At 67.1% G+C, this 14,493-nt stretch carries 12 protein-coding genes; 8 read left to right on the plus strand and 4 right to left on the minus strand.

Annotated elements, in window-relative coordinates:
• Positions 1-66: 66 nt before the first annotated feature.
• The 8 genes from ADBZ9O_RS02935 to ADBZ9O_RS02970 all read left to right on the plus strand — a co-directional run bounded on the left by ADBZ9O_RS02935 (position 67) and on the right by ADBZ9O_RS02970 (position 10,811).
• Positions 67-858 carry an NUDIX hydrolase gene (locus ADBZ9O_RS02935; RefSeq protein WP_526528247.1) on the plus strand — a complete coding sequence of 264 codons (792 nt, stop codon included), beginning with the start codon at positions 67-69 and terminating at the stop codon, positions 856-858.
• Entirely contained in the window at positions 855-3,185 is a 2,331-nt protein-coding gene (locus tag ADBZ9O_RS02940; RefSeq protein ID WP_526528249.1) for a hypothetical protein, read from the plus strand. Before ADBZ9O_RS02935 ends, ADBZ9O_RS02940 begins: the two co-directional genes overlap by 4 nt.
• The gene (gene murJ / locus ADBZ9O_RS02945; protein ID WP_526528251.1) at positions 3,182-6,781 is read left to right on the plus strand and encodes a murein biosynthesis integral membrane protein MurJ; all 3,600 of its coding nucleotides are present in this window, start codon (positions 3,182-3,184) and stop codon (positions 6,779-6,781) included. Before ADBZ9O_RS02940 ends, murJ begins: the two co-directional genes overlap by 4 nt.
• A gap of 61 nt (positions 6,782-6,842) precedes the next feature.
• Entirely contained in the window at positions 6,843-7,400 is a 558-nt protein-coding gene (gene sigM, locus ADBZ9O_RS02950) for an RNA polymerase sigma factor SigM (protein ID WP_526533798.1), read from the plus strand.
• Positions 7,401-7,440: 40 nt separating this feature from the next.
• Positions 7,441-7,971: an RsmA family anti-sigma factor gene (locus ADBZ9O_RS02955; RefSeq protein WP_526528253.1), complete on the plus strand. Its 531-nt coding sequence runs from the start codon at positions 7,441-7,443 to the stop codon at positions 7,969-7,971.
• Positions 7,972-8,098: 127 nt separating this feature from the next.
• Positions 8,099-9,091, plus strand: coding sequence for a thioredoxin-disulfide reductase (gene trxB, locus ADBZ9O_RS02960; protein WP_526528255.1), 993 nt, complete (start codon positions 8,099-8,101; stop codon positions 9,089-9,091).
• A 2-nt stretch (positions 9,092-9,093) separates the two neighbouring features.
• On the plus strand, positions 9,094-9,432 hold the full coding sequence (gene trxA, locus ADBZ9O_RS02965; protein ID WP_526528257.1) for a thioredoxin: 339 nt from the start codon (positions 9,094-9,096) through the stop codon (positions 9,430-9,432).
• Positions 9,433-9,587: 155 nt separating this feature from the next.
• Positions 9,588-10,811, plus strand: a complete 1,224-nt coding sequence (locus ADBZ9O_RS02970) for an N-acetylmuramoyl-L-alanine amidase (protein WP_526528259.1) — start codon at positions 9,588-9,590, stop codon at positions 10,809-10,811.
• Here ADBZ9O_RS02970 and ADBZ9O_RS02975 read toward each other — a convergent pair.
• From ADBZ9O_RS02975 to rsmG, 4 genes are all read right to left on the minus strand, one after another.
• Entirely contained in the window at positions 10,798-11,544 is a 747-nt protein-coding gene (locus ADBZ9O_RS02975; protein ID WP_526528261.1) for an acetyltransferase, read from the minus strand. The two genes, ADBZ9O_RS02970 and ADBZ9O_RS02975, sit on opposite strands and share 14 nt — an antisense overlap.
• A gap of 258 nt (positions 11,545-11,802) precedes the next feature.
• On the minus strand, positions 11,803-12,783 hold the full coding sequence (locus tag ADBZ9O_RS02980) for a ParB/RepB/Spo0J family partition protein (protein ID WP_526528263.1): 981 nt from the start codon (positions 12,781-12,783) through the stop codon (positions 11,803-11,805).
• Positions 12,780-13,751 carry a ParA family protein gene (locus tag ADBZ9O_RS02985; protein ID WP_526528265.1) on the minus strand — a complete coding sequence of 324 codons (972 nt, stop codon included), beginning with the start codon at positions 13,749-13,751 and terminating at the stop codon, positions 12,780-12,782. The genes ADBZ9O_RS02980 and ADBZ9O_RS02985 overlap by 4 nt, the downstream gene beginning before the upstream one ends.
• A complete protein-coding gene (rsmG, locus tag ADBZ9O_RS02990) occupies positions 13,748-14,455 on the minus strand; it encodes a 16S rRNA (guanine(527)-N(7))-methyltransferase RsmG (protein ID WP_526528267.1) in 708 nt (235 codons plus the stop codon). Before rsmG ends, ADBZ9O_RS02985 begins: the two co-directional genes overlap by 4 nt.
• Positions 14,456-14,493: the final 38 nt, after the last annotated feature.

A 14,493-nucleotide genomic window follows, 5' to 3' on the forward strand; every position in this document is an offset into this window, starting at 1 on the left:
GTCCCACCGCTGGACTACCGGCGAGTGCGCCCAGGAGGCGTGTCGGTGCCAGCTACCATCGCTTAGGTGTCGGACGGCGAACAGGCGAAACCACGACGGCGCCGAGGTCGGCGCCGTGGTCGGCGCGCTGCCGGACCGCCCCAACCAGGCACCGGTCACCGCGCTGGTCCCGCCGAGCCATCCGCCCCAGAAGCGACCGCACCGACAGCCGCGGATCGGCCGGCACCGGCACCAGCCAAACCGCACCGGCAGCGCACCCACCACAAGGGCGCCGAGCGGCTACGCACCGTGCACGAGACGTCGGCGGGCGGGCTGGTGATCGACGGTATCGACGGCCCCCGCGAGGCACAGGTCGCGGCCCTGATCGGGCGGCTCGACCGGCGCGGCCGCATGTTGTGGTCGCTGCCCAAGGGCCATATCGAGCAGGGTGAAACCGCCGAGCAGACGGCTATTCGCGAAGTCGCGGAGGAAACCGGTATCCAGGGCAGCGTGCTGGCGGCGCTGGGCAGCATCGACTACTGGTTTGTCACCGAAGGCAATCGCGTCCACAAGACGGTGCACCACTATCTATTGCGGTTCTCCGGCGGTGAGCTCTCCGACGATGACATCGAGGTCAGTGAAGTCGCCTGGGTGCCAGTACAGGAATTGCCGTCCCGGCTCGCCTACGCCGACGAGCGTCGACTGGCCGAGGTCGCCGGGGAATTGATCCACAAACTGCAGACCGATGGGCCCGGCGCACTGCCACCGCTGCCACGCAGCTCGCCTCGCAGGCGCGGCCAGACCCACTCGCATACGCGCAACCGCCGTCCCGATGAATCAGCACCTGGTCGGACGAACGGTTGCGGACCGGCACCGTGAACTCGTCGCGCCGCGCTTCGGTGACGGCCCGGCTTATCGGCGTCCTGACGCTGCTCGCGACGATTCTGCTGCCGGCAGCGCTCCCGCAGGCGGCGGCAGGCGAGCCCGGTGCGATGCCGTTTCTGGTGGTCCGGATCGACAACGTCTCCCCCGATGTGGTCACCACTGCCAGCGGTACCGCGGTCACCGTGACCGCCACGGTGACCAACGTCGGTGACCGCCCGGTCCGCGATATCGTCGCCCGACTCGAACGCGCCCCTGCCGTCGCCTCGTCGGCTCAGCTGCGCACCGACCTCGGTGGCGATACCGCGCAGTATTCAGCCGTCGCCCCGTTCATCACCGTCACACCGGAGCTGCAGCGCGGCCAGGAGGCGCGGTTCACGCTGTCCTACCCGTTGCGCTCGACGAGCGAGCCCGCCTTGGGTTTCGACGCACCCGGGGTCTACCCGTTGCTCGTCAACGTCAACGGGACCCCCGATTACGGCGAGCCCGCTCGACTCGATGACGCCCGCTTCCTGCTACCGGTGGCCGGCCTGCCGCCGCCCACCCTGGCCCCGGAGGCACCCCCCGGCACCGGGGTGGACGGCGTGATCGCACCGGACACCCGACGTCCGGTCCAGTTGACCATGATGTGGCCACTGGCCGACCAGCCCAGCCTGGCGCCGGGCGTCCCGGGTGGAACGACCCCCGTGCGGCTGATGAACGACAACCTGGCCACCTCGTTGGCCGCGGGCGGTCGGTTGGACACCTTGTTGGGGGCGGCGGAATTCGCCACCAGCCCAGAGGTGGACCCCGACGGGGAGGTCACCCGCGCGATGTGTCTGGCGATCGACCCCGACCTGCTGGTCACGGTGAACGCGATGACGACCGGTTATGTGGTGTCCGACGCCCCCGACGGGCTGGGCACCGCCACACACCCCGGTACCGGTCAGGCCGCGGCCACCGGCTGGCTGGACCGGCTGCGTGCCCTGGCAGGGCGGATGTGCGTCGCGGCGACGCCCTACGCACAGGCAGATCTCGATGCCCTGCAGCGCGTCGGCGACCCCGGCCTGAGTTCCTTCGCGACCACGGGTGCCGCCGATCTGGCCGACCAGATTCTCGGCGTGCCGACCATCCGTGGCGCCACCCTGGTCGGCGACGGGCCGCTGACCGGCGACGTCGTCAACCTGCTCAACGCACAGGGCCCGACGGTGGCCATCGCGGCCGCCGAGTGTGCGGCGCAGGATTCCGCGGGAGAGTCGGCCACCGCGGACCTGACGCCGCATCGGGTGTCGGCCCAAGTGGTTTCGGTGCCCTTCGATCCGACCGTCGGCGCGGCGTTGGCCGGCCTTGGCACCGACCCGCAATCCCCGACGTACCTCGATGCCTCATTGGATGTCCCGGTGCATCACGATTCGGCGATCGCGCGCAGGCAGGATGCGCAGGGTTCGATACTGTGGCGCGCCTTGCACCCCGAGACCGAGCCGCGCAGCCAGATCCTGATGCCGCCCCTGACCTGGGACCTGCAGCCCGACGATGCGCAGGCCGTGTTGACGACGCTGGCCACGACGATTCACTCCGGGCTGGCCATCCCGCGGGCCCTGCCCGATGTGATCGCCGAGACCGCACCGCTTCAGGGTCAGCCAAAATCGCCGTCGGCCAGCGATACCACCCAGGGCCGGTTCGACGACGCCGTGGTGGGCGAGGTCTCGGGTCAGGTCGGCCGGCTGTGGGGCCTGACGTCGGCAATGACCACCAACGAGCAGACCGGGCTGACCGGTATCGCCTACACCGCACCGCTTCGCGAGGACATGCTGCGCGCGCTGAGCCAGGCGCCGTCCCCACAGGCCCGCAACGACCTCGCCGGAAGCCATCTCGCAGTGGTCGGCAAGACCATCGACGATCTGTTCGGTGCGGTGACGATCGTCAACCCGGGCGGCAACTACACCCTGGCCACCGAGCACAGCCCGCTACCGCTGGCACTGCGCAACGACCTTGCCGTGCCGATCCGGGTCAAATTGCAGGTCAACGCTCCGCCAGGGATGACGGTGACAGATATGGGTGAGCAGGAACTGCCGCCGGGCTTCCTGCCGCTGCGGGTCCCGATCGAAGTGCACTTCACGCAGCGGGTCGCCGTCGATGTGTCACTGCGCACGCCGGACGGTCTGCCGCTGGGCGAACCGGTGCGGCTGTCGGTGCACTCCAACGCCTACGGCAAGGTGCTGTTCTTCATCACCCTGACCGCCGCGGTCGTGTTGATGGTGCTCACCGGTCGACGGTTGTGGCACCGCTTCCGCGGTGAACCCGACCGCGCCGACCTCGACCGACCCAGCCCACGCCGGACATGAGTACCGCAGGCCAACCGGTGCCGCCGCTGACGGCCCAGCAGCGCGCGGTGCGCACCGAGCTCTCCGATGCCGCCGTCGTCTCCCGTTCTTGGGGGATGGCACTGGCGACGCTGGTCAGCCGACTGACCGGGTTCATCCGAATCGTGCTGTTGGCGGCGATCCTCGGTGCCGCACTGTCGAGTTCGTTCACCATCGCCAACCAGCTGCCGAACCTGGTGGCGGCGCTGGTATTGGAAGCGACGTTCACCGCGATCTTCGTGCCGGTACTGGCCCGCGCCGAACGCGACGATCCCGACGGCGGCGCCCTGTTCGTGCGACGCCTGGTGACGCTGGCCACCACGCTGCTGCTGGTGACCACTGTGCTTTCGGTCGCAGCCGCACCGCTGCTGGTGCGGCTGATGCTCGGCAGTCATCCGCAGGTCAACCAGTCGCTGACCACCGCGTTCGCCTACCTGCTGCTGCCCCAGGTCATCTTCTACGGGCTGTCCTCGGTGTTCATGGCAATCCTGAACAACCGCAACGTTTTCGGGGCGCCGGCCTGGGCGCCGGTGATCAACAACGTGGTGGCCATTGCCACGCTGGGGCTGTATGTGGTTGTGCCCGGAGAACTCTCGATCGACCCGGCACAGATGGGCAATGCCAAGCTGCTGGTGCTGGGCATCGGCACCACGCTCGGGGTAGTGGCACAGACTGCCGTGCTGTTGTTCGCCATCAAACGCGAACACATCAGCCTGCGGCCGCTCTGGGGTGTCGATGATCGGCTCAAACGCTTCGGCGCGATGGCCGCCGCGATGGTGCTCTACGTTTTGATCAGCCAGCTCGGCCTGGTCATCGGCAACCAGATCGCCAGCGCGGCAGCTGCTTCCGGACCGGCGATCTACAACTACACCTGGTTGGTGCTGATGCTGCCGTTCGGCATCATCGGTGTGACGGTGCTGACCGTGGTGATGCCGCGGCTGTCGCGTAATGCCGCCGCCGACGATCACCCCGCGGTGCTCGCCGACCTGTCGCTGGCCACCCGACTGACCATGGTCACGCTGATCCCCATCGTGGCGTTCATGACGGTGGGCGGACCGGCGATCGGTAGCGCCCTGTTCGCCTACGGCAAGTTCGGCGAGGTCGACGCCAACTACCTCGGTCTGTCCATCGCGTTGTCGGCGTTCACGCTCATCCCCTACGCCCTGGTGCTGGTGCAGCTGCGGGTGTTCTACGCCAAGGAGCAGCCTTGGACGCCGATCATCGTCATCCTCGTCATCACAGCGGTCAAGATCGCCGCCTCGGTGGCGGCACCGCACGTCACCTCCAATCCCGAGCTGGTGGCCGGATTCCTGGGAATGGCAAACGGTCTCGGCTTTCTGGCCGGCGCGGTCGTCGGCTATGCGCTGCTGCGTCGAAATCTGCTGCCCCGTGGTGGACGGCTACTCGATATCACCGTGATCAGGACCATCCTGGTGACCATCACCGCGTCGCTCCTGGCCGGGCTCATCGCGCACGTGGTCGATCAGCTCCTCGGTCTAGAGGCACTGACCGTGCACGGCGGCGGGGCGGGTTCGCTTCTGCGGCTCTTCGTGCTCGGCGTGATCATGTTGCCGATCGTGGGCTGGGTGCTGACGGCCGCCAAGGTGCCCGAGGCGGTGGCCGCCCTCACGCTCATCCGCCGCCGGTTGGGCCGTGCCGATCCGGTTGCCGCCGGCCCGGCTGTCCCGACCGACACACGCACCCGTGACGTCGCCGTCACGTACTCTGAGCACAGAAATCAGCCCGCACCGGGGCGAGGGTCAGCCCACGGGTCCGTCCGGAACGGGCCACCGGCGCGCGTTGCCGGGGCAGGCATGGGGAAAGGACCGGCGGTGAACGACGAACCCTCGGGCGGTATACCGTCCGACGCCGGCGCATCTCCCACGACCAAGATTCCTACGGTCAGCGCTGGGTCTCCAACCGCTGGGCCTCCAACCGCAGCAGGCGACTTCCAGCCCGACGTCCCCGCCGACCTTCATGTCGGAACGGTGCCGCCCACCGATCCCCCGCAACGGCCCAGGCCCGATATCGCCGGAGACCCGTCGCGCGAACCCATCGCCTTCGACGCCCCGCGTGATCCGGCCATGGACACCTCGGCACCTGAAGACGACGTACATCTCATCCCCGGCGCCAGCATCGCCGGCGGCCGCTACCGCCTGCTGGTTTTCCACGGCGGTCCACCCAATCTGCAGTTCTGGCAGGCGCTGGACACTGCGCTGGACCGGCAGGTCGCGCTGACGTTCGTCGACCCGGACCGCACCCTGCCCGAAGCCGAACTACAGGAGATCCTGGCCCGCACCCTGCGGCTGAGCCGCCTCGACCGGCCCGGTATCGCCCGCGTGCTCGACGTCGCCCACACCGGTGCGGGCGGCCTGGTGGTATCGGAATGGATCCGCGGCGGCTCGCTGCAGGAGGTCGCCGACACCTCGCCGTCACCCATCGGCGGTGCCCGCGCGATCCAGTCGCTGGCCGCCGCAGCCGATACCGCCCACCACGCCGGTGTGGCGTTGTCCATCGACCACCCCAGCCGGGTTCGGGTCAGTATCGAAGGTGATGTGGCACTGGCATTTCCGGCCACGCTGCCGGCCGCCACCCCGGAAGACGACATCCGCGGGATCGGCGCCGCCCTGTACGCGCTGCTGGTCAACCGCTGGCCGCTACCGGAGTCCGGCACGCCGAGCGGGCTGGCGCAGGCCGACGTGGATGCGGCCGGGCAACCGGTGGACCCCCGCTCGGTCGACGGGGAGATCCCCTTCCAGATCTCGGCCGCCGCCGCCCGCTCCGTGCAGGACGGCGGTGGAATCCGCACCGCCCCAACACTTCTCAATCTTCTGCAGCAGGCGACTTCCCAGGCTGACCGCACCGAGCTGATCGAGCCGGTGGACGCCTCCGGGCCACCGCCCAGTGCGGCGCGGCCCGACGCCCCCGAAGATGTGGCGGCCAAGGCGCGCAAGCGCAGGGGTCTGCTGCTCGGACTCGGGATCGCCGGTGCGATCGCCGTGGTGGCGCTGCTCGTCCTGGCCTCGGTACTGAGCAAGATCTTCAGTGATGTCGGTGGTGGCATCAATGGCGACCAGCTCGGCCTCAACCCGTCCGACTCCGCCAGCCAGACCCCCGGCGCCAGCGGATCGTCGGTGAAACCTGTTCGCGCCACCGTCTTCTCACCCGAAGGCGAAGCTGACGCGCCGAGCCTGGCCGGGCTGGCGATCGACGGTAATCCGGCCACCGTGTGGCCATCTGACACCTATTCGGACCCGTCGCCGTTCCCCGGGTTCAAAAATGGTGTGGGATTGATGCTGCAGTTGCCCCAACCCACCACGGTCGGCGCCGTCACGGTCAACGTCTCCAGCACTGGCACCTCGGTGCAGATCCGGTCCGCCTCGACCCCCAACCCGACGTCCCTTGATGACACCACTGTGCTGACCCCGCCGACACCGCTGCAGACTGGTAACAACACCATCGCGGTCAACGCGTCGGCACCGACATCGAACCTGCTGGTCTGGATCACCACACTGGGCACGGTGGACGGCAAGAGCCGCACCGATATCTCCGAAATCACCATCAAGCCCGCTTCCTAACACTGCCGCGCACAGGTGAAGTGCCGCTGATCGATCGGCTCGTTACTGTCCGGCCGTGGTCATCTTCGAGCGCAACCTCACCGACGGACGTACCGATGCCGAGCTGCTGGCCGCGCACGTCGCCGGCGACCGGTACGCCTTCGAGGAGCTCTTCGGCCGCCATCACCGCCAGCTGTACCGGGTGGCCATCATGAGTTGCGGCAGCCCCGAGGACGCCGCGGACGCCCTGCAGGAGGCGATGCTCGCCGCGCACCGCAACGCGGCCGGTTTCCGCCATCACGCCGCCGTCGGCAGCTGGTTGCACCGCATTGTGGTGAACGCCTGCCTGGATCGCCTGCGGCGCCGCCGCAACCACGCCACCATCGCCATCCAGGGTGAGGACGCGGTGCACATCATCAGCGATCAGACCGCACAGGTCGATACCGCGATCATGGTGCACCGCGCACTCCGCCGCCTCAACGACGACCAGCGCGCCGCCGTGGTGGCCGTCGATATGCACGGCTATTCGGTTGCCGATGCGGCGCATCTGCTGGGGGTGGCCGAGGGCACGGTGAAAAGTCGCTGCGCCAGGGGTCGCGCCCGCCTCGCGGTGGAGCTGCGACAGGTGCACTGCGCATGACGACGGGGTGCGGGTGCGGTCCCTGGCGCACACTGGCTGGGTGGTCCACAGCCCCGCCGATCCCGAGCCCGACGGGCACCGGGTAACTGACCCGCCTGCCGTTTCCGGTGCCGCCCATTCGGTCCGGCCGCACGATCAGCGGCTGCGCCGGGTCGGGGCCATCGTCGGGTTCGTGGCGATCGCCGCCGCGATCGGGCTGGGCACCACTGCCCTTCTGCGCTCGCCGGCCCCCGTCACCAGCACGATCACCACCGCGAACCTCATCACCGTTTCGGTGCCATCGGCCTCGGTCCCCCTATCTGGACCGCAGATCACCGACCTACTGGGCGAAGCGCCCGACTTCGGTGCGCTGAGCGAGCCCGCCCGCCGGGCGTCCTGTCTGACCGGGCTTGGCTACCCGGGGAATGCACCCATCCTGGGCGCGACCCCGGTGCAGATCAACAACCGTCCCGGGGTGCTGCTGGTGCTGGCCGGGGACAGGGCGGGGACGCTCACCGCGCTGGCGGTGGCGCCGAATTGCAGCTCAGCGGGTACCGGCCTGCTGGCCGATACCGCACTGCCGCGGCCTTGATCCGACGCGCCCGCCCCTCGGGACCCCGCCGGGGCGCCGCGGGGAACAGCCGGGCCTACGCTGGTGTTGACAACTCTGCCGGCGAAGGTAGCGTCCTGCCCGCCCAGGCAAGCACAGAAAGGCCCGTATGACCGCCGCAACGAACGTTCATGACGTCATCGTGATTGGCTCTGGCCCCGCTGGATATACCGCGGCCATTTACGCCGCCCGTGCCGAGCTCGCACCCGTGGTGTTCGAGGGCACATCCTTTGGTGGCGCGCTGATGACCACCACCGAGGTGGAGAATTATCCCGGTTTCAAACAGGGCATCACCGGTCCGGAATTGATGGACGAAATGCGTGAGCAGGCCCTGCGCTTCGGCGCCGATCTGCAGAGGGAAGATATCGAGTCGGTGGAGTTGACCGGCCCGATCAAGTCGGTGACCACCTCAGGTGGCGAGACGTATCAGGCGCGTGCCGTCATCCTGGCGATGGGCGCAGCTGCCCGCTATCTTGGCGTCCCCGGTGAGCAGGAGCTGCTCGGGCGTGGCGTCAGCGCATGTGCCACCTGTGACGGCTTCTTCTTCAAGGACCAGGACATCGCTGTAATCGGCGGTGGCGACTCCGCCATGGAGGAAGCCACCTTCCTGACCCGCTTCGCGCGCAGCGTGACGATCGTGCACCGTCGCGAGGAGTTCCGGGCGTCGAAGATCATGCTGGAGCGGGCCCGCAGCAACGAGAAGATCACCTTCTTGCTGAACACACAGGTCGTGGCCGTCGAGGGTGACGGTGTGGTCAGCGGACTGCGCGTGCACAGCTCCGAGACCGGCGTCGACTCCACTCTCCCGGTGACGGGCGTCTTCGTCGCCATCGGCCACGATCCGCGCTCTGCACTGGTCCGTGACATCGTCGAGCTGGACCCCGAGGGCTACGTCGTAGTTCAGCGCGGCTCCACCGCGACCTCCGTGGATGGCGTCTTCGCCGCGGGCGATCTGGTCGACCACACCTATCGCCAGGCCATCACGGCTGCGGGGATGGGCTGTTCGGCCGCGATCGACGCCGAGCGCTGGCTCGCCGATCGTGACGACGAGCACACCGCACCTGCTGACCAAACCACCATCTCCGACCTGATTGGGGCCTAGCAATGACCGACACCGAGCACGCCACCGTAGTCGTTTCCGACGACTCCTTCGCCCAGGATGTTCTGGGGAGCAGTACCCCTGTGCTGGTTGACTTTTGGGCCACCTGGTGCGGACCGTGCCGGATGGTCGCTCCCGTCCTGGAAGAGATCGCCACCGAGAAGGCGGGACAGTTGACCATCGCCAAGCTCGATGTCGACGCCAACCCGGATACCGCGCGTGATTTCCAGGTCGTCTCCATCCCGACGCTCATCCTGTTCAAGGACGGCCAAGCGGTGAAGCGCATCGTCGGCGCCAAGGGCAAGGCCGCGCTGCTGCGCGAACTCGCTGACGACCTGAACTAGAACCGGGTCGGGCCTGACGCGCGGTCAGGTTCAGACTTCCTGAGAATCCGGGCCGCTCGCCTGGCGTTTTCCCAATTCGGGAAAGGGTCTGCGAGAATACTTGCCAGTCTGCCTGCCGTTACCGGCCGTCGACCACGTGACCGAAGGGCCCTGTTATGTCGAGTCCGCACCGCGGAGACCCCGGAGACGCGTTGCGTCTGGGGGTCCGTGCCAGTGCGGTCGCCGAGATCAGGGCGGCCCTGGCCGCGTTGGGCCTGATCGAGAGTCCCGACGACGATCTCAGCACCGGTAGGCACGTCGCCGCTGATCTTTTCGACATCGACCTCGACCAGGCGGTCCGCGCCTTTCAACAGCGCCGCGCACTTCTGGTCGACGGGGTCGTCGGCGAGGCCACCTATCGCGCACTGCGGGAAGCGTCCTACCGGCTGGGCGCCAGAACCCTCAACCACCAGTTCGGCGCCCCGATGTACGGCGATGACGTCGCGACCCTGCAGGCACGCCTGCAGGACCTCGGTTTCTACACCGGGATGGTCGACGGACATTTCGGATTGCAGACCCATAACGCACTGCTGTCGTATCAGCGCGAGTACGGGTTGTCTTCCGACGGCATCTGTGGTCCAGAAACGTTGCGCTCCTTGTACTTTCTGGGCGCCAGGGTGACCGGCGGCTCACCGCACGCCATCCGCGAAGAAGAATTGGTCCGCAGTTCCGGGCCCAAGCTGACCGGTAAGCGGATCATCATCGATCCCGGCCGCGGCGGCAACGATCACGGGCTGATCACCCACGGCCCGGCCGGCCCGATCAGCGAAGCAGATGTGTTGTGGGACTTGGCAAGTCGCCTCGAAGGCCGGATGACCGCCGTCGGGATGGAAACGTTCCTGTCCCGCCCGGCCAACCGTAGCCCCAGCGACAACGAGCGGGCCATCACCGCCAACACCGTCGGCGCCGACCTGATGATCAGCCTGCGTTGCGCCACCCAGACCAGTCCGTCGGCGAACGGGGTGGCCTCGTTCCACTTCGGCAACTCGCATGGTTCTGTCTCCACCATCGGCCGCAACCTCGCCGACTTCATTCAACGGGAAGTGGTGGCGCGTACCGGTTTACGCGACTGTCGCACCCATGGCCGGACCTGGGATCTGCTACGGCTGACCCGGATGCCGACGGTCCAGGTCGACGTCGGCTACATCACCAATCCGCGGGACCGGTCGATGCTCGTGTCGACGCAAACCCGCGACGCCATCGCCGAGGGCATCCTTGCGGCGGTCAAACGGCTGTATCTGCTGGGCAAGAATGACCGCCCCACCGGCACCTTCACTTTCGCCGAGCTGCTCGCCCACGAACTGTCCGTGGAGCAGGCCGGTCGCCTCAGCAGTTCTTAAGGCGCGCGCTCGCTCCGGCGAGCTCAGCACCCAACGTCTGCTGCAGCCGGGCACTTTCCAACAGGCGCTCCAACGCTTCCTCGACCTCGGCCTTCCAGCCCAGCCCCTTGTCCAGCTCGAGGCGCAGCCGTGGAAAGTACCGGTGCGGAGCGACGACGACAAAGCCGACCTCTTGGAGGAACTCGGCTTCGATCATGCACTGGTCAAATGAGCAGTCCCCGAGAGCGTTGACCACCGATAGCAGTTCGGGATCGGCAGTGGTCGGATCGAGGAGTTCACTGGCTTGCGCGGTCCGGCCGAAGGCCTCGAGGGCCCGAACACCTCGTCGGATAAGTTCGGCAACCACTTGCGCGATCAGACTATTGGGCAACCCGTCGGCCGCCTGTCCGGGTTCGACGCCCATCGACGTCAGCAGGACCGCGTCGGCACTGACTGGCGCAGTTGGAAATCTCTGTGCCCGCGGAACCGCATGCGGCGGCGCGTACAAGACGTAGCCCTGACATTGCGCTTCGCTGGCCGTATCTTTCTCGGGCGGCAGGCTGGCCATCTGACCGCATGATCCCCACTCGAGCATCACCATCGACAGCCACGCTTCTTTTTCGAACTCCGGGTCGGCGAGGTGATCCTCCTGCCCGACGATGGCCGGGTCCACTTCCCAGAACACGCAACGGCGGGCATGCTTGGGCAGCTGTTCGAACGCTTCGAGCCGAAGCGGCGTGATTCGAGCAGACACTAGATTCCCGATCCTCCATGCGAAGCTGTCGTGAGGGGCAGCCTCTCCAGGATAGGAGAGTCTTGGGTGGTACCGGGATGGCTACGGCCGATTTCCATGTTCCTCGAGACGCCCGTCACCCGTCCACTCCCCTGTCTGCGAACTTCTGGTGAATTGTGCTGCCCCACAACGCGTTTGCGCGTGGGACTCGGAGCGGGCGGGTTAAGTGTCACAGTGACGTAACTGCCGTATATCAGTGGTCGTTGGTGTGCGGCGGTTTCAACTGCCCGAAGTGTCCATCATCTCGACGATCCGTTGCAGATCATCGACGGACCCGAACTCGACCACAATCTTGCCCTTTCGTTTGCCAAGGCTCACCGTGACGCGGGTATCGAAGGCTCCGGACAGCCGCTCAGCAACGTCCTGCAGACCCGGCATCTGTATCGGCTTGCGGCGCGGAGCACTCGGCGCGGAAACCTCTTCGCGATTGGCCAGCGTCACCGCCTCCTCGGTGGCCCGGACCGACAACCCCTCGGCGACAATGCGGGCGGCCAACTCCTCCTGCGCTTCGGCGCCGGCCTCGAGCGCAAGCAGCGCCCTGGCATGCCCCGCGGAAAGGACCCCGGCAGCGACGCGGCGCTGCACCGCAACCGGCAGACGAAGCAGCCGGATCATATTGCTGATCAGCGGACGGGATCGACCGATGCGGGCGGCCAGTTCATCGTGGGTGACACCGAACTCGTCGAGCAGCTGTTGATAAGCTGCCGCCTCTTCCAACGGGTTCAGCTGGGCGCGGTGGATGTTCTCCAGGAGGGCATCGCGCAGCAGATTATCGTCGGCAGTCTCCCGGACGATCGCTGGGATGGCGGTCAGCCCCGCCTCCTGCGCGGCACGCCACCGCCGCTCCCCCATCACCAGTTGGTAGCGCAGCGGAGCACCGGGCTCGACGGATACCGCGCGGACAACGATCGGCTGCATGAGACCAAACTCGCGGATCGAGTGCACCAGCTCGGCCAGCGCATCCTCATCGAAGACCTGTCGCGGCTGCCGTGGGTTCGGCTCGATCGCCTTCGGGTCGATTTCGCGGTAGGTCGCACCCATCTCGTTGACCGGTGCCGGCGGCCCGCCCATCAGAACATCGGTGGCGGCCGCGCCCATCCGCGGGCCGAACCCGGTGGATTCCTCATTGGCTGGGCCGGTCGGGATCAGGGCCCCCAGGCCGCGACCGAGGCCACCTTTGCGACGTGACGGTTGCGTCATTGTTGTCCCTTCACCGTGGTCGCCCCACGCTCTGCGAGTTCGCGGCTGGCATCCATATAGCTCATTGCGCCCCGTGAACCGGGGTCGTAGTCGATGATCGTCATGCTGTAGCCAGGCGCCTCGGAAACCTTCACGCTGCGCGGAATGACCGTGCGGAGCACCTTGTCCCCAAAGAAACGGCGAACCTCCTCGGCAACCTGATCCGCCAATTTGGTTCTACCGTCGTGCATCGTCAGGAGGACCGTCGAGACATCGAGGTTCGGGTTCAGATGCGCCTTCACCATCTCGATGTTGTTCATCAACTGCGACACCCCCTCCAGTGCGTAGTACTCGCACTGGATCGGTATGAGCACCTCGGGGGCCGCGACGAGCGCATTGATCGTCAGCAGGCCAAGCGATGGCGGGCAGTCGATGAAGACGTAGTCGAAGTCCGAACCTTCCAGCTCCGCGAGCGCCGTCCGTAGCCGGTTCTCTCGCGCCACCATGCTGACCAATTCGATTTCCGCGCCGGCAAGATCGATAGTGGCCGGCACACAAAACAGGCGATCGCTGTGGGGGCTGCGGCGAAGTGCGGCATGCAACGGGATCTCACCGATGAGCACCTCATACGACGACGGCGTCCCCGATGTCCGGTGCTCGATGCCTAGCGCCGTGCTGGCATTGCCCTGCGGGTCGAGATCGATGACCAGGGTCTTGAGCCCCTGTACCGCGAGCGCCGCCGCCATATTCACGGCAGTGGTGGTTTTGCCCACCCCGCCCTTCTGGTTGGCGATGGTGAACAACCGTCGATGCGTGGGTCGCGCCAGTCTTTCTCGTTTATGGAGGACCTTCATCGCGCGCTCTGCGGCAGCACCGATCGGGGTATCGAACTCGCTCGGTCCGTTCCATGTTTCACGTGAAACATCGTTGGATGCGCTCGCTGGTCTGCTGCCCACCTGTTGTGGATCCGGGCCTTGTGGCACGCTCATCGGTCCCTCCTGCCCAAAGGCTGTGACACTCGCCTGCCGCCTGGCAGACGGTTTCCGCGACGCGCGACGACCACCGTTGCCGGCGGATTCAAATAGCTCTCGCCACATTTCATCACCCTTGCTTCGGACACGCCCAACGATGTCATCACCCGCCGGTATTCGTCGAGTTCCGCCTCGGCACGATCGCCCTTCAAAGCCACCATGACGCCGCCTGGGCGCAGGAGCGGAATGCTCCACTTCGAGAGCTTGTCCAACGCGGCCACCGCCCGAGATGTCACCGCGTCGAAGTCACCGTGCTCCTTGCGGACGCCGGGCTCTTCCGCGCGGCCACGCACCACGGTGACTGTGGACAGCCCCAGCATGGCGATGACCTCCGACAGAAAGGTGGCCCGTCGTAGGAGTGGCTCGATCAGAACCACCGTGAGATCCGGACGCGCGATGGCCAGCGGGATTCCCGGCAGGCCGGCACCGCTACCGACGTCAGCCACCCGGATACCGTTGTCGATCAATTCGCCGATCGCGGCGCTATTGAGAATGTGGCGGTCCCAGATCCGGTCCGCCTCGCGCGGACCGATCAGCCCGCGCTCTACACCGGCGGTCGCGAGGAACTGTGCGTACTGCTCGGCCGCCGACAGGCCGGGGCCGAATACCGCGCGCGCCGCCTCCGGCACCTCGGCCGCCCCGTCATGTTTCACGTGAAACATCCTCTGGTATTGAACGCGGAACGGCCAGAACTACACAG

The organism is Mycobacterium sp. (assembly GCF_965229105.1).
Taxonomy (GTDB): domain Bacteria; phylum Actinomycetota; class Actinomycetes; order Mycobacteriales; family Mycobacteriaceae; genus Mycobacterium.

Coding starts and splice junctions, on each gene's coding strand:
- murJ (WP_526528251.1), top strand. CDS start 3,182: ATGAGTACCGCAGGCCAACCGGTGCCGCCGCTGACGGCCCAGCAGCGC.
- trxB (WP_526528255.1), top strand. CDS start 8,099: ATGACCGCCGCAACGAACGTTCATGACGTCATCGTGATTGGCTCTGGC.
- trxA (WP_526528257.1), top strand. CDS start 9,094: ATGACCGACACCGAGCACGCCACCGTAGTCGTTTCCGACGACTCCTTC.
- ADBZ9O_RS02970 (WP_526528259.1), top strand. CDS start 9,588: ATGTCGAGTCCGCACCGCGGAGACCCCGGAGACGCGTTGCGTCTGGGG.
- ADBZ9O_RS02980 (WP_526528263.1), bottom strand. CDS start 12,783: ATGACGCAACCGTCACGTCGCAAAGGTGGCCTCGGTCGCGGCCTGGGG.
- ADBZ9O_RS02985 (WP_526528265.1), bottom strand. CDS start 13,751: ATGAGCGTGCCACAAGGCCCGGATCCACAACAGGTGGGCAGCAGACCA.
- rsmG (WP_526528267.1), bottom strand. CDS start 14,455: ATGTTTCACGTGAAACATGACGGGGCGGCCGAGGTGCCGGAGGCGGCG.